21 protein-coding genes are annotated in these 20,132 nt (G+C 67.9%); 13 read left to right on the top strand and 8 right to left on the bottom strand.

The window, feature by feature from the left end; genetic code table 11:
- Positions 1-134 precede the first annotated feature (134 nt).
- From CLU95_RS26000 to CLU95_RS25980, 5 genes are all read left to right on the top strand, one after another.
- Positions 135-377, top strand: coding sequence for an acyl carrier protein (locus CLU95_RS26000; RefSeq protein ID WP_099796257.1), 243 nt, complete (start codon positions 135-137; stop codon positions 375-377).
- On the top strand, positions 374-1,591 hold the full coding sequence (locus CLU95_RS25995; protein ID WP_099796256.1) for a beta-ketoacyl-[acyl-carrier-protein] synthase family protein: 1,218 nt from the start codon (positions 374-376) through the stop codon (positions 1,589-1,591). The genes CLU95_RS26000 and CLU95_RS25995 overlap by 4 nt, the downstream gene beginning before the upstream one ends.
- A gap of 122 nt (positions 1,592-1,713) precedes the next feature.
- Entirely contained in the window at positions 1,714-2,172 is a 459-nt protein-coding gene (locus CLU95_RS25990; RefSeq protein WP_099796255.1) for a DUF2501 domain-containing protein, read from the top strand.
- A gap of 61 nt (positions 2,173-2,233) precedes the next feature.
- Positions 2,234-3,964 carry a SulP family inorganic anion transporter gene (locus CLU95_RS25985; RefSeq protein ID WP_099797482.1) on the top strand — a complete coding sequence of 577 codons (1,731 nt, stop codon included), beginning with the start codon at positions 2,234-2,236 and terminating at the stop codon, positions 3,962-3,964.
- A 31-nt stretch (positions 3,965-3,995) separates the two neighbouring features.
- A complete protein-coding gene (locus tag CLU95_RS25980; protein ID WP_099796254.1) occupies positions 3,996-4,880 on the top strand; it encodes a LysR family transcriptional regulator in 885 nt (294 codons plus the stop codon).
- Positions 4,881-4,882: 2 nt separating this feature from the next.
- Here the strand turns inward: CLU95_RS25980 and CLU95_RS25975 are convergent, their stop codons facing one another.
- A complete protein-coding gene (locus CLU95_RS25975) occupies positions 4,883-5,296 on the bottom strand; it encodes a GFA family protein (protein ID WP_099796253.1) in 414 nt (137 codons plus the stop codon).
- Positions 5,297-5,428: 132 nt separating this feature from the next.
- Between CLU95_RS25975 and CLU95_RS25970 the strand changes: the two genes are divergently transcribed.
- Positions 5,429-5,935 carry a GNAT family N-acetyltransferase gene (locus tag CLU95_RS25970; protein ID WP_099796252.1) on the top strand — a complete coding sequence of 169 codons (507 nt, stop codon included), beginning with the start codon at positions 5,429-5,431 and terminating at the stop codon, positions 5,933-5,935.
- Here the strand turns inward: CLU95_RS25970 and CLU95_RS25965 are convergent.
- Positions 5,919-6,497 (bottom strand): DUF3299 domain-containing protein, encoded by a 579-nt coding sequence (locus CLU95_RS25965; RefSeq protein ID WP_099796251.1) that lies wholly within the window; start codon positions 6,495-6,497, stop codon positions 5,919-5,921. The two genes, CLU95_RS25970 and CLU95_RS25965, sit on opposite strands and share 17 nt — an antisense overlap.
- Positions 6,498-6,620: 123 nt before the next feature.
- Here CLU95_RS25965 and CLU95_RS25960 point away from each other — a divergent pair, with 123 nt between their 5' ends.
- Positions 6,621-7,148, top strand: coding sequence for a hypothetical protein (locus CLU95_RS25960; protein WP_099796250.1), 528 nt, complete (start codon positions 6,621-6,623; stop codon positions 7,146-7,148).
- On the opposite strand, the gene arfB is transcribed toward CLU95_RS25960, so the two are convergent.
- The 4 genes from arfB to CLU95_RS25940 are packed head-to-tail and all read right to left on the bottom strand — an operon-like array spanning position 7,117 to position 10,218.
- A complete protein-coding gene (gene arfB, locus CLU95_RS25955) occupies positions 7,117-7,524 on the bottom strand; it encodes an alternative ribosome rescue aminoacyl-tRNA hydrolase ArfB (RefSeq protein ID WP_099796249.1) in 408 nt (135 codons plus the stop codon). The two genes, CLU95_RS25960 and arfB, sit on opposite strands and share 32 nt — an antisense overlap.
- Before the next feature lie 16 nt (positions 7,525-7,540).
- Entirely contained in the window at positions 7,541-8,725 is a 1,185-nt protein-coding gene (locus CLU95_RS25950; protein WP_099796248.1) for an acetyl-CoA C-acyltransferase family protein, read from the bottom strand.
- Positions 8,726-8,767: 42 nt separating this feature from the next.
- Positions 8,768-9,559: an enoyl-CoA hydratase/isomerase family protein gene (locus CLU95_RS25945; protein WP_099796247.1), complete on the bottom strand. Its 792-nt coding sequence runs from the start codon at positions 9,557-9,559 to the stop codon at positions 8,768-8,770.
- Positions 9,556-10,218 (bottom strand): TetR/AcrR family transcriptional regulator, encoded by a 663-nt coding sequence (locus tag CLU95_RS25940; RefSeq protein ID WP_257214734.1) that lies wholly within the window; start codon positions 10,216-10,218, stop codon positions 9,556-9,558. The genes CLU95_RS25945 and CLU95_RS25940 overlap by 4 nt, the downstream gene beginning before the upstream one ends.
- Positions 10,219-10,356: 138 nt before the next feature.
- Here CLU95_RS25940 and CLU95_RS25935 point away from each other — a divergent pair, with 138 nt between their 5' ends.
- The 6 genes from CLU95_RS25935 to CLU95_RS25910 are packed head-to-tail and all read left to right on the top strand — an operon-like array spanning position 10,357 to position 17,015.
- Complete coding sequence (locus CLU95_RS25935) at positions 10,357-11,226, top strand: ABC transporter ATP-binding protein (protein ID WP_099796245.1); 870 nt, start codon at positions 10,357-10,359, stop codon at positions 11,224-11,226.
- A complete protein-coding gene (locus CLU95_RS25930) occupies positions 11,226-12,104 on the top strand; it encodes a branched-chain amino acid ABC transporter permease (protein ID WP_056583166.1) in 879 nt (292 codons plus the stop codon). Before CLU95_RS25935 ends, CLU95_RS25930 begins: the two co-directional genes overlap by 1 nt.
- A gap of 2 nt (positions 12,105-12,106) precedes the next feature.
- Positions 12,107-13,144 carry a branched-chain amino acid ABC transporter permease gene (locus CLU95_RS25925; protein WP_099796244.1) on the top strand — a complete coding sequence of 346 codons (1,038 nt, stop codon included), beginning with the start codon at positions 12,107-12,109 and terminating at the stop codon, positions 13,142-13,144.
- A gap of 15 nt (positions 13,145-13,159) precedes the next feature.
- A complete protein-coding gene (locus CLU95_RS25920; RefSeq protein WP_099796243.1) occupies positions 13,160-14,344 on the top strand; it encodes an ABC transporter substrate-binding protein in 1,185 nt (394 codons plus the stop codon).
- Positions 14,345-14,352: 8 nt separating this feature from the next.
- The gene (locus CLU95_RS25915; protein ID WP_099796242.1) at positions 14,353-15,186 is read left to right on the top strand and encodes an ABC transporter ATP-binding protein; all 834 of its coding nucleotides are present in this window, start codon (positions 14,353-14,355) and stop codon (positions 15,184-15,186) included.
- Entirely contained in the window at positions 15,183-17,015 is a 1,833-nt protein-coding gene (locus CLU95_RS25910; RefSeq protein WP_099796241.1) for an AMP-dependent synthetase/ligase, read from the top strand. The genes CLU95_RS25915 and CLU95_RS25910 overlap by 4 nt, the downstream gene beginning before the upstream one ends.
- Positions 17,016-17,031: 16 nt before the next feature.
- On the opposite strand, the gene CLU95_RS25905 is transcribed toward CLU95_RS25910, so the two are convergent.
- Both CLU95_RS25905 and clpB read right to left on the bottom strand, forming a co-directional pair.
- A complete protein-coding gene (locus CLU95_RS25905) occupies positions 17,032-17,361 on the bottom strand; it encodes a hypothetical protein (RefSeq protein WP_223301262.1) in 330 nt (109 codons plus the stop codon).
- A gap of 9 nt (positions 17,362-17,370) precedes the next feature.
- Positions 17,371-19,992: an ATP-dependent chaperone ClpB gene (clpB, locus tag CLU95_RS25900; protein WP_099796240.1), complete on the bottom strand. Its 2,622-nt coding sequence runs from the start codon at positions 19,990-19,992 to the stop codon at positions 17,371-17,373.
- Positions 19,993-20,132: the final 140 nt, after the last annotated feature.

Raw genomic sequence — 20,132 nt, 5'->3', positions numbered from 1 at the left:
AGCGGATATCATCATTCACCATTGATCACATTCAACACAGGCCGAACGAGGAAGGGATCGACCCGTGGCCCGCCCACCCGCAAGGGACAGGCAGCCCATCGATCAACGGCGGCACAAGACGACAGGCATCGCAGATGAGTTCGCTGAAGGAATTGCAGGACCTGATCCACGAGAAGTACGGCATCGAACCGTCCAAGCTCGACCCCCACGCCTCGATGCGTGAAACCGGCGGACTCGATTCGCTGGCACTGGCCGAATTCCTGTTCGCCATCGAAGACCATTTCGGCATCACCATGCCCGACGAAGACGCGACCATCGACACCCTGGCCGAGCTCGCGCAGCTGGTCGACAAGGTCCGCGCCGCCAAACCCGCGTGAGCACGCACGAAGTCGCCGTCACCGGACTGGGCGTCATGGCGCCTCACGGCGACGCGCCCGACGCGCTGTTCAACGCCCTGCTGCAGGGCCGCTCGGCCCTCGCGCCGGTTTTCCCCGAACTCCCCAAACCCGCCGCCGCCGCCACGGTCGCCTTCGACGAGACGCGCTGGTTCACCAAGCTGCAGCTCGCGGGCGTCGACCGCGTGAGCCAGCTCGCCGTGGCCGCCGCCGACCTCGCCCTGCGCGACGCCGGTCTGGCCCTGAGCGATGCCGGCGTAAATGCCGAGCGCGTGGGCGTCTACGCCGGTTGCGGCATGGGCGGCGCCGCCGCACTCGAGGCCGCCTACCGCGGCAACGGGCGCGTCTCGCCGCTCACCATTCCCGCCTTCATGCCCAACGCGCCTGCTGCCCACGTGGCCATGCGCAACGGCGTGCTCGGCCCGGTGCTCACCTATTCGGTCGCCTGCGCCTCGTCGTCGGTGGCCATCGCCGAGGCCGCCAAAGCGGTGCAGCGCGGCGAGGTCGACATCGCCATCGCGGGCGGCAGCGAAGCGCTGATCGTCCCGGGCGTGGTGCTGGCCTGGCAGGCCATGCAGACGCTGGCTGGGTTCCAACCCGGCGAAGCGGCCGGCGCGGTGCGCCCCTTTGCCACGGATCGCAGTGGCTTTGCGCTGGGCGAAGGCTCGGCCTTCCTCATTCTCGAGTCGGCCGAGCGCGCCCGCGCGCGCGGCGCCCGCCGCTACGCCACGCTGGCCGGCTGGGGCCTCAGCAGCGACGCCACCCACCTCACCAAACCCGACGCGCCCGGCCAGGCCCGCGCCCTGCGCGCCGCGCTGCGCCAGGCCGGCCTGCAGCCGCGCGACGTGGGCTACTGCAACGCGCACGGCACGGCCACGCGCATCGGCGACGTGGTCGAGCGCAACGCGCTGGCCGAGGTCTGGGGCAGCGACTTCGACACCCTGCGCGTCAGCTCGACCAAGGCGCTGCACGGCCACATGCTGGGCGCAGCCGGGGCCATCGAGGCGCTCATCACCGTGCTGGCGCTGCACCGGCGCGAGTTGCCGCCCAACGCAAACTGCAGCGCCATCGACCCCGACTGCCAGATGAACCTCGTCGCCCCCGGCGACTGCGCCGCGCCCGCGCTCGAGGCCGCCATCAGCAACTCCTTCGCCTTCGGCGGCACGAACTCGGTGCTGCTGTTCCGCCGGGGCTGAGCCGCGTGCTTTTTCGGGCCGTGCGCACCCCGTGCCGCTGTGCCCCACGCGATAGAGACATTCCGGGCTCTCCGGTATGCTGGTGGGCGCTTCTCCCCCCATGTCCGTCCAAGGAGGCCACCATGCACGTTCGCTCCACATTCGTCGCCCTCGCCCTGCTTGCCGCAGGCGCCTCGGCACAGGCCAACAACCTGCTCGACCAGCTCAAAGAACAGGCCGGCGCTGCCGTCAACTCGCAGGGCACCAGCGGCAACAGCAGCGGTGGCGGTTCTGCGCTCAGCAACCTCAGCCTCGGCGGCTTCAAGATGCCCGCCGTCGGCTCCAGCACCATCGGCAGCGCGGCCGGCGTGCTCGAGTACTGCGTCAAGAACAACTACCTCGGCGGCGATGCAGCGTCCGTCAAGGACAAGCTGCTGGCCAAGATCACCGGCCAGAAGAAACAGGAAAACGACTTCGCGAGCGGCGCCAAGGGGCTGCTCAAGGGCGGCGACGGCAAGTCGCTCAACCTCAAGGGACTGTCGTCGAAGGTCAAGGAAAAGGCCTGCGACTACGTCCTGAAAAACGCGACCTCCCTGATCTAGGCTCTTTCTCTCTCTCCCGCTCTCCGCGCGCGGCGTGCCCGCCGTGCGCGCGCCCCGCTTCATGAATCCGGCTTCCCCCTCCTCTTCCCCCGCACCCTCTCTTCGCCAGCGCCTCGCGCGCTGGGTTCCCTGCCTCGCCTGGCCCCGACCTTCCGCCGCGCTGCTGCGCAACGAGGCCATGGCCGGCATCACCGTCGCGCTGATGGTGCTGCCGCAGGGCGTGGCCTACGCGGCGCTGGCGGGCATGCCGCTGGTCACGGGCGTGTATGCGGCGCTGTTCCCGGCGCTCATCGCCGTGATGTTCAGCTCGTCGCAACGCCTGTCGGTCGGGCCGACCGCGCTCACCAGCCTGCTGGTCGGCGCGTCGCTCGCGCCGCTGGCGGTGGCGGGCAGCGAAGAATGGGTGGCGATGGCGGTGTGGCTCACGCTGATGTCGGGCGCGATCCAGATCGTGCTCGGCGCGGGGCGCTTCGGCTGGCTGCTGCGGCTGGTGAATTCGCCGGTGCTGATCGGCTTCACGCAGGGTGCGGCGGTACTGATCGCCATCTCGCAGCTTCCCGCGCTGCTCGGCTTCACGGGCCGCACCATTCCGCAGGTGCTGCAGGGCGGGCCGCTGCCCGACCTCACGGCCATCGCCTTCGGCCTGGGCAGCATCGCCGTGCTGTGGCTGGGCAAGCGCTGGGTGCCGCGCTTTCCGACCACGATGGCGCTGGTGGCCGGCGCCGCGGCCATCAGCTGGACCATCAACTACGCGCTGCGCGGCGGCGCCGTGGTGGGCGCCCTGCCCTCGGGCCTGCCCTCGTTCTACTGGCCCGGCCTGCTGCCGGCGCACACCTTCAGCGCGCTGGTGCTGCCCGCGCTGATGATCACGCTGGTGAGCTTTCTCGAAACCGCGTCGAGCGCCAAGGTCGACAACGGCCGCGCCGGCACGCTGTGGAACGAAAACCAGGACCTGATCGGCCAGGGCCTGGCCAAGCTGGCCTCGGGCTTCACGGGCGCGTTCCCCACCAGCTCGTCGTTCTCGCGCTCGGCCATCACGCTCTATGCCGGCGCACAGACCGGCTGGGCGACGCTGTTCAGCGTGGCCGTGGTCGCCGGTGCGCTGCTGTGGCTCATGCCGCTGCTGTACCACGTGCCGCAGGCGGTGCTGGCGGCGGTGGTGGTCACGGCCATCCTCGGGCTGGTCAAGCCGTCGAGCTTCACCGCGCTGTGGCGCATCTCGAAGCTGGAGGCCGGCATCGCCTTCGGCACCTTCGTGCTCACCATCGCCACCGCGCCGAGCATCTACTGGGGCGTGCTGGGCGGCCTGCTCGCCAGCCTGGCGCACTACATGTACCGCCACCTGCACCCGCGCATCATCGAAGTGGGCCTGCACCCCGACGGCAGCCTGCGCGACCGCCACCTCTGGAAACTGCCGCCGCTCGCGCCGCAGCTGTACGCCGTGCGCATGGACGCCGAACTCGACTTCGCCTCCGCCTCCACGCTGGAGCGCGCGCTCACGGTCGCGCTGGCCGAGCGCCCCGACCTGACCGACGTGTGCCTGTTCGCGCAGCCGATCAACCGCATCGACATCACCGGCGCTGAAGTGTTCGGCTCGATCCGCCGGATGATGGAATCCAAGGGCGTGCGCCTGCACCTGAGCGGCATGAAGCTGCCGGCCATGCAGGTGCTGGAACGTGCCGGCCTGCTGGCACCGGGGCCGATGCTCTTCAGCTACCGCACCGACGCCGAGGCGCTGGCCGCGCTGATGCCGCGCATCGAGATGCCTGACGAGGCCGAAGCCGCGGCCTGACCGCGCCCCTCTTTTCGCTGACGCGGGCGCCATGAAAACCACCATCGAAGAACTGGTCGCCTTCCGCGCCGTGGTGGACACCGGCTCGATCACCGCCGCAGCCGACCAGCTGGGCCAGACCGTGTCGGGCATCAGCCGCGCGCTGAGCCGGCTCGAACAGAAGCTCGGCACCACGCTGATGCGCCGCACCACGCGGCGGCTCGAACTCACCGAAGAAGGCGCCGCCTTTTTGCAACGCACGCGCGCCATCCTCGATGCGATCGACGATGCCGAAGAGCACATGGCCGCGCGCCGCCAGCAACCGGCCGGCCGCTTGCGCGTGAACGCGGCCTCGCCCTTCATGCTCCATGCCATCGTGCCGCTGGTGCCGGAGTTCCGCCGGCTCTACCCGCAGATCAGCCTGGAGCTCGACACCGACGACCTGCCCATCGACCTGCTGGAGCGGCGCACCGACGTGGCGATCCGCATCGGCCCGCTGCGCGATTCCACGCTGCATGCGCGCCCGCTCGGCACGCACCGGCTGCGCGTGCTCGCAAGCTCCGCGTACCTGGAGGCCCACGGCAAGCCGCGCAAGGTGGACGAGCTGCCCGGCCACGCGTTGCTGGGCTTCACCCAGCCCGAGTCGCTGAACCGCTGGCCGCTGCGCGGCGTGCATGGCGACGAATGGACGATTGCGCCCACCGTCGTCGCATCGAGCGGCGAGACGCTGCGCCAGCTCGCGCTGGCCGGCGTGGGCATCGTCTGCCTGTCGGATTTCATGACCGCCACCGACCGCGCCAGCGGCGCGCTGGTGCAGGTGCTGCCGAAGGACACGGTCGACGTGCGCCAGCCCGTCAACGCCGTGTACTACCGCAACACGCAGCTGTCGGCACGGATCACCTCATTCCTCGATTTCCTCTCGCAGCGCCTGGGCTGAATTCAGCCCGGCGGCATCCGCTCGAACTTCGGCAGCGCCGGGTCGAGAAAGTCCCAGGCGTGCCCGCGCACCGCATACGTGACCGCCTGCGGCCGGTAGCGCCCCGGGTCGTCCAGGCTCGCGGCATGCACGGTGAAGACGCCGGGCATCGCGGCGAAGGTCATGTACACGGGCGAGCCGCAGGTCGGGCAGAAGGCGCGCGTCTTGACGTTGCCGCTGTCGCCCTTGAGGCTCCACAGCGTGGCCGCGCCGGTCTGCTGCACCTCGGCGCCCGCGAAGCTGAGGTACGAGCCGTGGCCCGTGCCGCTCTTGCGCTGGCAGTCGAGGCACTGGCAGTCGTTCTGGAACACGGGTTCCCCTGAAATCTCGTAGCGAATGGCGCCGCACGCGCAACCGCCGGTGTAGGCCGGGTTCATGGTTCTTGCCCTTTCGAAGTGATGAGGGGCAATCTAGCCGCACGAGGGCGCCATGGGGGAGTAACAAGATCGTCGTGAATCCGGGTCCGGCCAGAATCCGGCAGTCACGCAGCCCCATCCAAAGGAAATGCCATGCATGTCGATCTGGTGTCCGAAGCCCAACACGATTCGCTCATCGAGCTGCTGACCGAACTGCACGCCTTCTACAACGAAGCCGCGCGCGTCCCCCGCGAGTTGGTGCGCGAGCACCTGCTGGGCAATCTCCTCGCCCCCGATTCACCGCACCAGCTCGTGGTGGTGTCGACAGACGCGCGCACCGTGGTCGGGCTGGCCGCGATCACCTGGCTCTTCTCGCTGGTCGACTTCGCGCCGGAGCAGCGCAAGCACTGCCAGCTCAAGGAGCTCTACGTGAAGTCGGGCCACCGCAGTGCGGGGGCGGGTCGCGCCCTCATGGCCTGGGTGGCTGCGCGCGCCATCGCCCACGGGTGCCACCGCATCGACTGGCCCGTGAAGGCGACGAATGCGCGCGGCATCGCGTTCTATGAAGGGCTCGGTGCGTTCCGCGTCGCCGAGCGGCTGAGCTACCGGCTGCTGGAGCCGGCCTTGGGCGAGCTGGCGGCCTTCACGGCCCCTGCGTGACCGCCAGCCGCTCGACCACCGCCGACGCGATCTCGTAGCCGCTCACGCCCATGTCCGCCGACGAATAACGCGCCGCCTTGAGCGTGCCGCTGACGCGCACCGTGTCCATCGCGTGCAGCCCCTTCACGGGCGCCGGCGCGATCACGTGGACGATCTGGTTCGCGGGTGGTGGCGGGGTGTGGATGCAGGCGCCGAAGTACGGCACCAGCAGGAACTCGCGGATGCCGTCGGGCGTGGCATCGAGCGGCACGACGAAGCCTGAAAGCGTGACGGGCTTGCCGTCGAGCGCGACGTTGACCGGCGCGTTGTCCCAGACGGCACGCATCTCGTCGAGCATCTGGATCGCGCGCGGGTCGTTGTCGCGCAACGCCTCGAGGCTGATGTTGCGGTAGCGCTGGGTGGGGTCCCAGTCCTTGGGGATCAGGGCGTCCCATGCAAGTTCTTGTGCGGCGGACGGGCCCGCCGCCTGCTCGCCTGCTCCTTCCTGGCCACAGCCGGCCAATCCGATGCACGCGAAGGTCACAAGCAACGCCGACACGACGCGCGAAACGAAAGCACTCATGCCCTGCATTTTGCTTGCCCAATGTTTCGGGCGTGCAAACGGGGACTTACGGTTTTTTTGAAACAGATGACACAAGTTACGGACGGCACCAGAATTCCGCACCACGACCACGAGGAGATCCGCATGGCACCCACAGGATGGCTGGGATTGACGTCACTCGGCACGGTTCACACCGCGATCAGCCTGATCGCCGTGTTCGCAGGCCTCTGGGCCCTGCTGCGCTACAAGGAAATCACCCTGCGCACCGGCTTGGGCCAGGTCTTCATCTGGACCACGGTGCTGACCTGCCTCACGGGCTTCGGCATCTTCCAGCACGGCGGCTTCGGCAAGCCGCATGCACTGGGCATCATCACTTTGGTGGCGCTGGCCGTCGGGGCGCTGGCGGGATACGGGCGGCTCGGGGCCAAGTCGCGCTACATCGAGGCCGTCGCCTATTCGGCGAGCTTTCTCTTCCACTGGATTCCGGCCTTCACCGAAACACTGACGCGCCTGCCGCTGGGCGCGCCGCTGCTGCCGAGCGCCGAGGCGCCCGAACTGAAGGCGATCACCGCGGTGCTCGGCGCGCTGTACGTGGTCGGCGTGACGCTGCAGATCAAGCGGCTGCGCGGCGACAAGCCGGTCAGTCCTGCACCCGCCCGCGCAGGTTCTTGATCTGCGAGCGCTGGCTCTTGCCTTCGAGCCGGCGCTGCTTCGAACCGTAGGTGGGCTTGGTGGCGCGCCGCACGCGCGGCGGCGTCGCCACGCTGTCGACCACCGCCTGCAGCCGCGCGAACGCGTCGGCGCGGTTCATTTCCTGCGTGCGGTGCTGCTGGGCCTTGAGCACGAACACGCCTTCCTGCGTGATGCGGCTGTCGCGCAGGGCGAGCAACCGTTCCTTCACGTCGTCGGGCAGCGAGCTGGCATGGATGTCGTAGCGCAGGTGCACTGCGCTCGACACCTTGTTGACGTTCTGCCCGCCCGCCCCCTGCGCACGAATGGCGCTGATCTCGACTTCGTCGGGATTGATCAGGAGGGGCGGTCGGAGCATGCAGGCAAGTGTGCCCTCAAACCCGTTCGAAGACGGCGGCAATGCCTTGCCCGCCGCCGATGCACATCGTGACCAGCGCATAGCGGCCACCGGTGCGGTGCAGCTCGGCGATCGCCTTCGTCGTGATGATCGCGCCGGTTGCGCCCACCGGATGGCCCAGCGAGATGCCCGAGCCGTTCGGGTTCACCTTGGCGGGGTCGAAGCCCAGTTCCTTGATGACGGCGCAGGCCTGTGCGGCGAACGCTTCGTTCGACTCGATCACATCGAAGTCGCTGACCTTCAGGCCCGTGCGCTCCAGCACCTTGCGCGTGGCCGGCACCGGGCCGATGCCCATGTACGCGGGTTCGACACCTGCGTGCGCGTAGCCGACAAGGCGCGCCAGCGGCTTCAGGCCCAGTGCCTTCACGCGGCCACCTTCGGCCAGCACCACGGCGGCTGCGCCGTCGTTGATGCCCGACGCATTGCCGGCGGTCACGAGGCCGTCCTTCTTGAACGCAGGCTTCATCTTCGCGAGCGTGTCCATGGTGGTGTCAGCGCGCACGTGCTCGTCGGTGTCGAACAGCACGACGCCCTTGCGCGTCTTCACTTCGACCGGAACGATCTGTTCCTTGAAGCGGCCTGCGGCAATGGCGGCGGCGGCGCGCTGCTGGCTGGTCACGGCCAGTTCGTCCATCTGCTCACGCGTGATGCCGTAGCGCGCGGCCACGTTCTCGGCGGTGATGCCCATGTGAATCTTCTCCCACGGGTCGTGCAGGATGCCCAGCATGTAGTCGACCAGCACCGCGTCGCCCATGCGTGCGCCATAGCGCGCCGAGGTGTCGAAGTACGGACCGCGGCTCATCGATTCCGAACCACCGCCGATGGCGATGTCGCAGTCGCCCAGCGCAATGGCCTGCGCCGCCGACACGATGGCCTGCAGGCCCGAGCCGCACAGGCGGTTCACGTTGAAGGCCGGCGTCTCGATCGGGCAGCCCGCATCGATGGCGGCCACGCGGCTCAGGTACGCGTCCTTCACGTCGGTGGGAATCACGTTGCCCATGACCACATGGCCGATGGCGTCTGCGGCCACGCCGCTGCGCTCGATGGCTGCCTTGACGGCGGTGGTGGCCAGTTGGGTGTTGGGCACGTCTTTCAGTGCACCGCCGAAGGTGCCGATGGCGGTGCGGGCGGTGCCGACCACGAAGATGTCGCGTTGGGTCATGGGATGGATCTCCTGGATTGAAAAAACGAAAAGCGGAATTCTTCAGCGGCCGGTGAAGGCCGCGGGCTTCTTGCCGAAAAAGGCATCGAGGCCAATGCGGAAATCGTCGGTGGCCGCGCACGACTGGAACGCGGCCGACTCGGCGTCGAGCTGGCTCGCGAGGTCGCGGTCGAGCGAGCCGCGCATCAGCCGGCGCAGGTTGCCCAGCGCCACGGTCGGGCCCTTGGCCAGCCGCTGCGCGAGGGCCATCGCTTCGGACTCGAGGTCGGCGGCAGGCACCACGCGGTTGATGAGGCCCATGCGCTCGGCGGCGGCGGTGTCGTAGGTGTCGCCGAGCATCGCGATCTCGAGCGCGCGGCGCATGCCGACCAGGCGTGGCAGCGCCCACGAGGCGCCGACGTCGCAGCTGGTGCCGATGTTCACGTAGGCCAGGTTGAAGCGCGTGCCTTCGGCCGCGAGCACGAAGTCGGCCTGCAGCATCAGGCTCAGGCCCGCGCCGGCCGCCACGCCGTGCACCTGCGCGACCAGCGGGGCGTCCATGGCGTCGAGCACGGTCAGCGCTTCGTGCAGCGGGCCGATGAGGTCGGCCGCGCCCTGCTTCGGGTCGGCGCTCAGCACGCCGAGGTCGCCACCGGCCATGAAGCCCTTGCCCGCGCCGCTCAGCAGCACGGCGCGCACGCTCTTGTCGGCAGCCAAGGTGCGTGCGGCGGCGAGGAAGGCGGTGGCCATCGGCACGTCGATGGCATTGAGCGCGGCCGGCCGGTTGAAGCGCAGCGTGGCCACTGCGCCTTCGCGGCCCACCAGCAGTGGGGAAGAAGAGGTCTCTTGGGTCATGGGTTCACTTTCGTCGGGGCGCGCTGCAGCACGCCGTTGAGTAGCAGCTCGATGCCCTGGTCGGCGATCTGGTCGGGCGTGAGGTCGCCGTCGGGGCGATACCAGCGGCCGATCCAGCTCAGCGCACCGGCCAGCATGAAGGCCGCCATCTTCGGGTCGCAGGGCGCCAGCGCGCCTTCGGCCACGCCCTCTTCGATCAGCCGGCGGAAATGCCCGTCGATGCCGGCCTTGAGGCGGCGCAGTTCCTTCTTGAGCGGGTCGGGCAGCGGGTCTTCGCCGATGCGGATCACGCACATGCCGAAGTCCTGCGTGACCACGCCCGAGTAGATGCGCATGCAGGCCTTGAGCTGGTCGATGGCGCTGCCGCCCGCGGCGCGCACCTCGCCGATGCCGGTCTGCATGAGGTCGAGCGCCATCTTCACGCACTCGAGCAGGATCTGGTCCTTGTTCTCGATGTAGTAGTACAGCGTGGGCTTGCTCACGTTGAGCCGCTCGGCAATGTCGTCGAGCGAGGTCGCGTGGAAGCCGCGCTCGTTGAAGAGCTGGGCGGCCGTGCGCAACACGGCCATGCGCTTCACTTCGCGCTGCTGCGCGCGGCGGTCGGCGGGCGCCCACGGAGAGGCAGGCGCTGGAGCAGGAACGGCGGAGGAACGGGGCATGGGGTTTGTGCGGGCGGGGAAAGTCCCGATGCCGCGACCTGCGGCGAACACGGACATTACCGGCCAGTAGGAATTTTACGGGCCAGTAGCATTTCGCTGCTGGACACAAACCCTGACCTTGCGGCGCGCCCCTTAGCCATGCCTGACGAGACTCGACGGGAACCCTCCATTTCGGCCCCCTCCGCCACGGCCCCGGTGCTGCAGGCCGAGGCGTTGACGCTGGCATTCGGCGGCGTGAAAGCGCTCACCAACGTCGGCTTCAGCGTCGCGCCCGGCTCCATCACCGCGGTGATCGGGCCCAACGGCGCGGGCAAGACCTCGCTGTTCAACACCATCTCGGGCTTCTACAAGCCCTCGCAGGGCCGCGTGCTGTTCGAGGGCGCGGACATCACCCGCCTGCCCGCCCCCAAGCGCGCCGCGCTGGGCCTGGCGCGCAGCTTCCAGAACATCGCGCTGTTCCGCGGCATGACCGTGCTCGACAACATCAAGCTCGGCCGCCATGCGCACCTGAAGACCCACGTGTTCGACGCCCTCTTCTACCTGGGCCGCGCGCGCCGCGAAGAGGCCGAGCTGCGCCGCGACGTCGAAGAACGCATCATCGATTTCCTCGAGATCGACCACATCCGCCACGCCTCGGTGGCCGCCCTGCCCTACGGCCTGCAGAAGCGCGTGGAAATGGCGCGCGCGCTGGCCATGCAGCCCAAGGTGCTGATGCTCGACGAGCCCGTGGCCGGCATGAACCGCGAGGAAACCGAAGACATGGCGCGCTTCATCCTCGACGTGCGGCGCGAGTGGGGCATCACGGTGCTGATGGTCGAGCACGACATGGGCATGGTGATGGACCTGTCGGACCACGTGGTGGTGCTCAACTTCGGCCAGGTCATTGCACAAGGCACACCGGCGCAGGTGCAGGCCGACCCCGAAGTGATCCGCGCCTACCTCGGCGCGGGCGATGTCGGCGAGCTGCGTCGCCGGCTGCGCGGCGAAGCCACGGCAGGAGTCGCCTGATGGATTGGGCCTACCTCTTCGAGATCGCGCTCACCGGCATTGCCGGCGGCGGCCTGTATGCGCTGGCGGCGCTGGCCTTCGTGCTGGTCTACAAGGCGACGCGCGTGGTCAACATCGCCATCGGCGAGATGCTGATGGTCGGCGCCTACCTGTTCTTCACCTTCGCGGCGAGCTTCTCGCTGCCGATCTGGATGGCGGTGCTGGGCTCGGTGATCGGCACCGGCCTGCTGGGCGCGGTGATCGAGCGCACCATGATCCGCCCGCTGCTGGGCGAGCCGCCGATCTCGGTGTTCATGGTGACGGTGGGGCTGGCGTCGATCCTCGTCGGGCTGGTCGAGATCATCTGGACCGCCGACCAGCGCCGCCTGCCCGAGTTCCTGCCCAACACCCCCGTGATGGTCGGCGAGGCCTTCCTGGCGCCGAAGATCGCTTATGGCGCGCTGATCGCGGTGGTGCTGATCGGGCTCGTGCTGCTGCTGTTCCGCTTCTGGCGCGGCGGCGTGGCGCTGCGGGCCACGGCCTCGGACCAGGCGGCGGCGTACTCGATGGGCATCCACGTGCCGCGCGTGTTCTCGCTGGCCTGGGTGGCCTCGTCCATGATCGCGGCGGTGGCCGGCATCATCGTCGGCGCCATCGGCGGCATCTCGTCGTCGATGGGCGTGTTCGGGCTGTCGGTGCTGGTGGTGGTGATCGTCGGCGGGCTCGACAGCGTGCTCGGCGCGCTGGTCGGCGGCGTGCTCATCGGGCTGATCGAAGCGCTGGCCGGCTCCTACCTCGGCGGCGAATACAAGCTGCTCGCCACCTTCATCGTGCTGGTGTTCGTGCTGATGGTGCGGCCTTACGGCCTCTTCGGCACGCACGAGATCGAGAGACTCTAGCCATGCGCATCGGCACCCTCAAGCAAAGCTACACCGCCGACGCGGCGCTGTTCGATTCGCGCACGCAGAAGGTGTGGCTCGCGATCGGCACGGCGCTGCTCGTGTTGTTCCCTTTCATGGCCAGCGACTACTGGCTTTACCTCGCGTGCCTCGTCGCCATCAACGTCGCGAGCGCCACGGGCCTGAACATCCTCACGGGCTACACGGGCCTCGTGAGCCTCGGGCAGGCCGCGTTCATGGGCCTGGGTGCCTACACCGTCGCGATCATGCAGACGCGGCTGGGCACGCCCTTCCTTCTGAACATCCTCGCGGGCGGCGTGGTCGCGATGCTCGGCGGGTTGATCGTCGGCATTCCGTCGCTGCGCGTGAAGGGCCTGTACCTGGCGATCGCGACCATCGCGGCCTCGTTCATCACGCACTTCCTGTTCGCCAACCTCAAGCTCACGGGCGGCACCACCGGCATCTCGCTGCCGCCCGCGCAGCTCTTCGGCCTGCCGCTGGACACGTCGTTCCGCCTGTACTGGGTGATCGTTCCGGTGATGGTGCTCATGGTGCTCGGCGCGGCCAACCTGTTCCGCACGCGCGTGGGGCGCGCCTTCATCGCCATCCGCGACCGCGACATCTCGGCCGAGGTGCTGGGCATTCCGCTGCTGCGCTACAAGCTGCTGTCGTTCGGGCTCTCGTCGTTCTACGCGGGCGTGGCGGGCGGGCTGTGGGCCTACTTCTTCCGTGTGGTCACGCCCGAGAGCTTTCCGCTGCTGATGTCGATCTTCTTCCTGGCCGCCATCATCGTCGGCGGCATGGGCACCATCCTGGGCGGCATCTTCGGCGCCGTGTTCATGACCATGGTGCCCGAACTGCTCAAGCTGGTGGTCGACCTGCTGCCGGGCGGCGTCGAGATGACCGTGTTCCTCTCGCCGGTGCGCACCGTCGTCTTCGGCCTGCTGATCGTCGGATTTCTGGTGTTCGAGCCGCACGGGCTCGCAGAAGTGTGGCGGCGCATACGCCGCTTTTTCCATCTATGGCCGTTTCGTAACTAGAACCAGGAGACAAGCATGCCCAACACACCGAAGAAGCTTTCCCCCCACCGCCGCGCCCTGCTGATCGCCGCAGGTCTCGCGGCCGCCGTGCCGTTCGCGAATGCGCAAGGCAATGAAGACATCGTCATCGGCGGCTCGATTCCCATGACCGGCGTGTTCGCCTTCGCGGGCGTGGGCATCAACGCCGGCATTGCCGACTACGTGAAGATCGTCAACGACGCGGGCGGCATCAAGGGCCGCAAGCTGCGCTACGTGCCGGAAGACACGGGCTACAAGGTCGACGTGTCGGTGGCGGCCTTCAAGAAGATCACGAGCCAGAACAAGGTCAACCTCTACTACGGCGACTCCACCGGTTTCTCGAAGACCATCAACCCCGAGCTCGACCGCGGCGGCCAGATCCTGATGGCGGGCGCCTCGTTTGCCACCGAGCTCAACGACCCGGCCAAGTACCCGAACCAGTTCCTGGTCGGCCCCGACTACACCGAGCAGATCGGCATCCTGCTGCGCCACATCGCCAAGGAAAAGCCGGGCGCGAAGGTGGCCTTCGTGTACTCCGATTCCGAGTTTGGCCGCGACCCGATCGAGGCCAGCGAAGCCGCTGCCAAGAAGCTGGGCCTGAGCGTGCCGGTGAAGCTCATGACGCCCGCGGGCAGCGTCGACGTGTCGACCGAGGTCATCAAGCTGCGCCGCGCCGCGCCCGACTACACGATCTTCCACGGCTACATCCTCGCGCCCATTCCCGAGTTCGTGCAGCAGGGCAAGCAGATGGGCATGACCAGCAAGTGGATGGGCACCTTCTGGACCATGGACAGCTCCACCGTCATGAAGATGGGCGAAGGCGGCGACGGCTTCATGGGCGTCATGCCCTACCGCTACTACTACGACACCACGGCCAAGGCGCCGATGCTCGACAAGATCCGCGCACTGCGCCCCGAGTACCAGAGCACGGCCTACACGCAGGGCTTCCTCACGGCGATGCTGTTCACCGAGGCCGCCAAGCGCACGCTCGACGCCGGCAAGCCGCTCGACGGCAAGAACCTGAAGGCCGCGCTCAACACCATCAAGGACTTCGACACCGGCGGGATCATCGGCACGCCGATCACCATCAAGGGAAACTCGATCCCCGTGGGCCGCGTCTACAAGGCCGACATGAAGGCGCAGAAGATGGTGCCGGCGTCGGACTGGATCGCACTGAACTGATCGACACGATGGACGCGCGCGCGGCACCGCCCGACCTCGTGTTGGAGGTCAACAACATCGAGGTGGTCTACAACAAGGTCGTGCAGGTGCTGCGCGGCCTGTCGCTGGCCGTGCCGCGCGGGCAGATCGTGGCGCTGCTGGGCAGCAACGGCGCGGGCAAGTCGACCACGCTGAAGGCGGTGTCGGGCCTGCTCGCGCTGGAAGACGGCGAGGTCGAGGCCGGCCGCATCGTGTTCGACGGCGCACCGACCGAACGGCTCGCGCCGCAGCAGCTGGTGCGGCGCGGCCTCAGCCATGTGATGGAAGGCCGCCGCGTGTTCGAAGACCTCACGGTCGAAGAGAACCTGGTCGCCGCGACCTATGCGCTGACGGGGCGCGCGGGCGCCGCGCCCGCGTCGCGCAACTTCGACGACGTCTATGCCTACTTCCCTCGCCTGCACGAGCGCCGCAAGGGCCTCGCGGGCTACCTCTCGGGCGGCGAGCAGCAGATGCTCGCCATCGGCCGCGCGCTGGTCGCGCAGCCCCAATTGATATTGCTCGACGAGCCCTCGCTGGGCCTGTCGCCCAAGCTGGTCGAGGACATCTTCACGATCATCGCGCGCATCAACGCCGAGCGCGGTACCTCGATGCTGCTGGTGGAACAGAACGCCAGCGTGGCACTGGCCATTGCGCACACGGGCTACATCATGGAAAGCGGCAAGGTCGTGATCGACGGCAGCGCCGAGCGCCTCGCGGCCGACCCCGATGTGCGCGAGTTCTATCTCGGCGTGGGCGGCAGCGGCGAATCGCGCAGCTTCCGCGAGCTGAAGCACTACAAGCGCCGCAAGCGCTGGCTGTCATGACGACCCCGACGACGAACGTGCTCCCTTCGCTCACGCTGCCGCAGATGCTGCGCGAGCAGGCGCGCCTGCAGCCGCAGCGCATCGCGATCCGGCAGAAGGACTTCGGCATCTGGCACCCGCTGGACTGGGCCGGCTACCTGCAGCGCGCCAGCCGCTTCGGCCTGGGCCTGCATGCAATGGGCCTCGCACCGGGCGGGCACCTGGGCGTCATTTCCGAGAACCGCGTCGAATGGCTGCTCGCGCAGATGGGCGCGGGGCTCATCGGCGCCGTGACCGTGGGTGTGTACCCCACCAGCCCGAGCAACGAGGTCGCCTACGTGGTCGGCCATGCCGACATCGAGGTGATCGTCTGCGAAGACCAGGAGCAGACCGACAAGGTGCTCGACGCGCTCGACCAATTGCCGCGCCTGCGCAAGATCATCGTGATCGAGACCAAGGGCCTCGCGAGCTACCCGCCCGAGGTGCGCGAGCGCATCGCGACCTTTGCGGAGGTTGAGCAGGCCGGCGCCGACGTGCTCGCACGCGACGGCACAGCGCTCATCGACGCCGCCCTGCAACGCCAGACGCTCGCCGACATCGGTTTGATGATCTACACCTCGGGCTCCACCGGCAAGCCCAAGGGCGCGATGATTTCGTACCGCAACATCCGCGGTGTCGTGCCCGGCATCGTCGAGCGGCTGGCTCTCGACGGCGGCACCACGCACCTGTCGTACCTGCCGCTGTGCCACGTGGCCGAGCAGATGCTCACGGCCTTCGTGCCGCTGTACCTGGGCTCGCAGGTCAACTTCGGCGAATCGATCCGCACCGTGCAGGAAGACCTGCGCGAGGTCGCGCCCACCATGTTCCTCGGCGTGCCGCGCATCTGGGAAAAGCTGCACGCGGGCATCAGCATCAAGATGCAGGAAGCCGGCGGATTGCAGCGCGCGCTGTTCCGCAAGGCCATCGAGGCCTGCGCACCGCTGGCCGAGAAGCCGCGCAGCGCCTGGACGCTGGCCGAACGCGGCCGCTTCGCCCTCGCCTACTGGACCGTGCTGCGCGCGCTGCAGAACTTCATCGGCCTGCGCCGCGCGCGCATCGCGCTCACGGGCGCGGCGCCGATTCCGGCGGACGTGGTGCGCTTCTTTCGCACACTGGGCGTGCCGCTGGTCGAGGTGTATGGGCTCACCGAATCGACCGGCATGGTCTCGGGCCACCGCGCGGACGCCGTGACCATCGGCACCGTCGGCCCGCCCACGCAGGGCACCGAGCACCGCGTGGGCGAAGCGGGCGAGTTGCTGGTGCGCGGCGACATGGTGTTCGAGGGCTACTACAAGAACCCCGAGGCCACGGCCTCATCGATCCGCGACGGCTGGCTGCACACGGGCGACGTGGTGCGCGAGGAAGCCGGCGGCCAGCTGCGCATCGTCGATCGGCTGAAGGACATCATGATCACCGCCGGCGGCAAGAACCTCACGCCCTCGGAGATCGAGAACACCATGAAGGGCAGCCCCTTCATCAAGGAATGCATCGTGGTGGCGGACGGCCGCAAGTTCGTCGGCGCGCTGCTGCAGATCGACTACGAGACGGTCGGCAAATGGGCCGAGGCCCAGCGCCTGCCCTTCACGCACTTTCGCTCACTGGTGGAAGAACCCAAGGTGCGCGCGCTGATCGAGGCCGAAGTGGCGCGCGGCAACGGGAAGCTGGCGCAGGTGTCGCAGATCAGACGTTTTCATCTGCTCACCAAAGAGTTGGACCATGACGACGGTGAAGTCACCGCGACCATGAAGGTGCGGCGCTCCAGCATCTACAAGGCTTACGCCGACGAGATCGAGGCGCTGTACAGCGCCTGATCGAGAAGAAAGAGGTTCAGTCGCCGCGCACGGGCCGGGCCCGCACATCGGTCACATCGTCGGCCGGGCCCAGCACGACCGGGCTGCGCACCGACTCGCCGCGCGCACGGGCGCTGACCACGTCGGCCGCCGTGGGCTCGGCGGGCTGCTGTGCCGCATGGCGAAATCGGTCGAAGCCCGAGCGGGGGTTGAAACGCATGACCCAGGGCGTCACGGGCTTGCCCGTGAGACGCCCCCAGGCGTAGCGCACACCCCACACCGCCGCCAGCAGCAGGGCCGCCACGGCCAGGCTGGCCGCGAAGACCAGCCCCAGGAGCAGAAGAATGACGCGAAGAATGAAGTTCATCATCCGACTTTAGGCCGATGCAGCCGCCGTTGGTTCCCCGCCCTTGCGGAACGAAAACTGGCCCGGCGACTGGATCGGGTCGGTTTCGACCTCGATCATGTCCTTCGGCCCGAAGCTGCCGTCGAGCAGCAGCCGCGAGAGCGGGTTCTCGATGCGCTGCTGGATGGCGCGCTTGAGCGGACGCGCACCGAACACCGGGTCGAAGCCGACCTTGGCGATTTCGGCCAGCGCCGCGGGCGACACCTCCAGGCCCAGGTCCATCTTCGCCAGACGTGCCTTCAGCACCTTGAGCTGGATCGCAGCGATCGATTCGATGTTCTTCGCGTCGAGCGCGTGGAACACGACCGTTTCGTCGATGCGGTTCAGGAACTCGGGGCGGAAGTAGTTCTTCAACTCGTCCCACACCGCTTCCTTGATGTCCTCGCTCGGCTGACCCACCATCGCCTGGATGATCGGCGAGCCGATGTTGCTGGTCATCACGATCACGGTGTTCTTGAAGTCCACGGTGCGGCCCTGGCCATCCGTGAGGCGACCGTCGTCGAGCACCTGCAGCAGCACGTTGAACACGTCGGGGTGGGCCTTCTCGACCTCGTCGAGCAGCACCACGCTGTAGGGCTTGCGGCGCACGGCTTCCGTGAGGTAGCCGCCCTCTTCGTAGCCCACGTAGCCCGGCGGTGCGCCGATCAGGCGGGCGACCGAATGCTTCTCCATGAACTCGCTCATGTCGATGCGGATCAGGTGGTCTTCGCTGTCGAACAGGAAGCCCGCGAGCGCCTTGCACAGCTCGGTCTTGCCCACGCCCGTGGGGCCGAGGAACAGGAACGAACCCGTGGGGCGGTTCGGGTCAGACAGGCCCGAGCGCGAACGGCGGATCGCATTCGCGACCGCACCGATGGCCTCGTCCTGGCCGACCACGCGCTCGTGCAGCTTGTCTTCCATGACGAGCAGCTTGTCGCGCTCGCCCTGCATCAGCTTGGCGACCGGAATGCCGGTGGCACGTGCCACGACCTCGGCGATTTCTTCCGCGCCGACCTGCGTACGCAGCAGCGTGGGCGCGCTGGACTTGCCCTTGTTCGCCTCGCTTTCTTCGGCTTCCTTCAGGCGCTTTTCGAGCGCCGGCAGTTGGCCGTATTGCAGCTCGGCGACCTTGTTGAAGTCGCCCTTGCGCTTCCACTCTTCGATCTGGAACTTGATCTTGTCGATGTCTTCGCGCACATGCGCGCTGCCCTGGGCCTGGGCCTTCTCGGCCTGCCAGATCTCGTCGTAGTCGGCGATTTCCTTTTGCAGCTTGGTGATCTCGTCCTCGATGAGGCCGAAGCGCTTCTGCGAGGCTTCGTCCTTCTCGCGGCGCACGGCTTCGCGCTCGATCTGCAGCTGGATCAGGCGGCGGTCGAGGCGGTCCATGACCTCGGGCTTGGAGTCCATCTCGATCTTGATCTTGGCCGCGGCCTCGTCGATCAGGTCGATGGCCTTGTCGGGCAGGAAGCGGTCGGTGATGTAGCGGTCAGACAGCTCGGCCGCGGCCACGATGGCCGGGTCGGTGATCTGCACGCCGTGGTGCACTTCGTACTTCTCTTGCAGGCCGCGCAGGATGGCGATGGTGGCCTCCACAGTGGGCTCGCCCACGATGATCTTCTGGAAGCGGCGCTCCAGTGCGGCATCTTTCTCGATGTACTTGCGGTATTCGTCCAGCGTGGTGGCGCCGACGCAGTGCAGTTCGCCACGCGCAAGCGCGGGCTTGAGCATGTTGCCCGCATCCATCGCGCCCTCGGCCTTGCCGGCGCCGACCATGGTGTGCAGCTCGTCGATGAAGACGATGGTCTGGCCTTCGTCCTTCGCGAGTTCGTTGAGCACGGTCTTCAGGCGTTCTTCGAACTCACCGCGGAACTTGGCGCCCGCGAGCAGCGCGGCCATGTCGAGCGACAGCACGCGCTTGCCCTTGAGCGAATCGGGCACCTCGCCCGCGACGATGCGCTGCGCGAGGCCTTCGACGATGGCGGTCTTGCCCACGCCGGGTTCGCCGATGAGCACGGGGTTGTTCTTGGTGCGGCGTTGCAGCACCTGGATGGCACGGCGGATTTCTTCGTCGCGGCCGATGACCGGATCGAGCTTGCCCAGGCGGGCACGCTCGGTGAGGTCCATGCAGTATTTCTTGAGGGCTTCGCGCTGGCCTTCGGCATCGGCGCTGTTCACGCCCTGCCCGCCGCGCACGGCCTCGATGGCCGACTCGAGCGACTTGCGGCTCAGGCCATTTTCTTTGGCGAGCTTGCCGATGTCGGCCTTGCTGTCGGCCACGGCCAGCAGAAAGAGTTCGCCCGCAATGAACTGGTCATTGCGCTTGATGGCTTCCTTCTCGGTCGCCTGCAGCAGCTTGCCCAGCTCGGGGCCGACCTGCACGATGTCGTGGCCCTGCACCTGGGGCAGTTTCTTGATGGCGCCTTCGGCGGCCTGCAGCAGCCCGGGCACGTTGACGCCGGCACGCTCCAGCAGGGCACGCGGGCCATCGTCCTGGCGCAGCATCGCGACCAGCAGGTGGGCCGGTTCGATGTAGGCGTTGTCGTTGCCGAGCGCCAGCGTCTGGGCGTCGCTCAGTGCTTCCTGAAATTTGGTGGTGAGTTTGTCTTGTCGCATGGTGGTATTCCTGCATCCAAAATAGGGCTGTTCGGGCACGATTCAAGGTTGCGAATCGGATTTGCACCCTGGGCACGGGTATTGCACCGGGCCCCGCACCTTCTTGCCACAGGCATTTCTCTCTTTATCTCGAATGGAGT

Source organism: Variovorax sp. 54 (assembly GCF_002754375.1).
GTDB lineage: Bacteria > Pseudomonadota > Gammaproteobacteria > Burkholderiales > Burkholderiaceae_C > Variovorax.
The sequence above is the reverse complement of the archived record's forward strand: the minus strand, read 5'-3'. Positions and strand labels throughout refer to the sequence as shown.

Coding starts and splice junctions, on each gene's coding strand:
- CLU95_RS25935 (WP_099796245.1), top strand. CDS start 10,357: ATGCCTGACGAGACTCGACGGGAACCCTCCATTTCGGCCCCCTCCGCC.
- CLU95_RS25910 (WP_099796241.1), top strand. CDS start 15,183: ATGACGACCCCGACGACGAACGTGCTCCCTTCGCTCACGCTGCCGCAG.
- CLU95_RS25930 (WP_056583166.1), top strand. CDS start 11,226: ATGGATTGGGCCTACCTCTTCGAGATCGCGCTCACCGGCATTGCCGGC.
- CLU95_RS25985 (WP_099797482.1), top strand. CDS start 2,234: ATGAATCCGGCTTCCCCCTCCTCTTCCCCCGCACCCTCTCTTCGCCAG.
- CLU95_RS25905 (WP_223301262.1), bottom strand. CDS start 17,361: ATGAACTTCATTCTTCGCGTCATTCTTCTGCTCCTGGGGCTGGTCTTC.
- CLU95_RS25965 (WP_099796251.1), bottom strand. CDS start 6,497: ATGAGTGCTTTCGTTTCGCGCGTCGTGTCGGCGTTGCTTGTGACCTTC.
- CLU95_RS25920 (WP_099796243.1), top strand. CDS start 13,160: ATGCCCAACACACCGAAGAAGCTTTCCCCCCACCGCCGCGCCCTGCTG.
- CLU95_RS25925 (WP_099796244.1), top strand. CDS start 12,107: ATGCGCATCGGCACCCTCAAGCAAAGCTACACCGCCGACGCGGCGCTG.
- arfB (WP_099796249.1), bottom strand. CDS start 7,524: ATGCTCCGACCGCCCCTCCTGATCAATCCCGACGAAGTCGAGATCAGC.
- CLU95_RS25975 (WP_099796253.1), bottom strand. CDS start 5,296: ATGAACCCGGCCTACACCGGCGGTTGCGCGTGCGGCGCCATTCGCTAC.
- CLU95_RS26000 (WP_099796257.1), top strand. CDS start 135: ATGAGTTCGCTGAAGGAATTGCAGGACCTGATCCACGAGAAGTACGGC.
- CLU95_RS25945 (WP_099796247.1), bottom strand. CDS start 9,559: ATGACCCAAGAGACCTCTTCTTCCCCACTGCTGGTGGGCCGCGAAGGC.
- CLU95_RS25980 (WP_099796254.1), top strand. CDS start 3,996: ATGAAAACCACCATCGAAGAACTGGTCGCCTTCCGCGCCGTGGTGGAC.
- clpB (WP_099796240.1), bottom strand. CDS start 19,992: ATGCGACAAGACAAACTCACCACCAAATTTCAGGAAGCACTGAGCGAC.
- CLU95_RS25970 (WP_099796252.1), top strand. CDS start 5,429: ATGCATGTCGATCTGGTGTCCGAAGCCCAACACGATTCGCTCATCGAG.
- CLU95_RS25950 (WP_099796248.1), bottom strand. CDS start 8,725: ATGACCCAACGCGACATCTTCGTGGTCGGCACCGCCCGCACCGCCATC.
- CLU95_RS25990 (WP_099796255.1), top strand. CDS start 1,714: ATGCACGTTCGCTCCACATTCGTCGCCCTCGCCCTGCTTGCCGCAGGC.
- CLU95_RS25940 (WP_257214734.1), bottom strand. CDS start 10,218: ATGCCCCGTTCCTCCGCCGTTCCTGCTCCAGCGCCTGCCTCTCCGTGG.
- CLU95_RS25960 (WP_099796250.1), top strand. CDS start 6,621: ATGGCACCCACAGGATGGCTGGGATTGACGTCACTCGGCACGGTTCAC.
- CLU95_RS25915 (WP_099796242.1), top strand. CDS start 14,353: ATGGACGCGCGCGCGGCACCGCCCGACCTCGTGTTGGAGGTCAACAAC.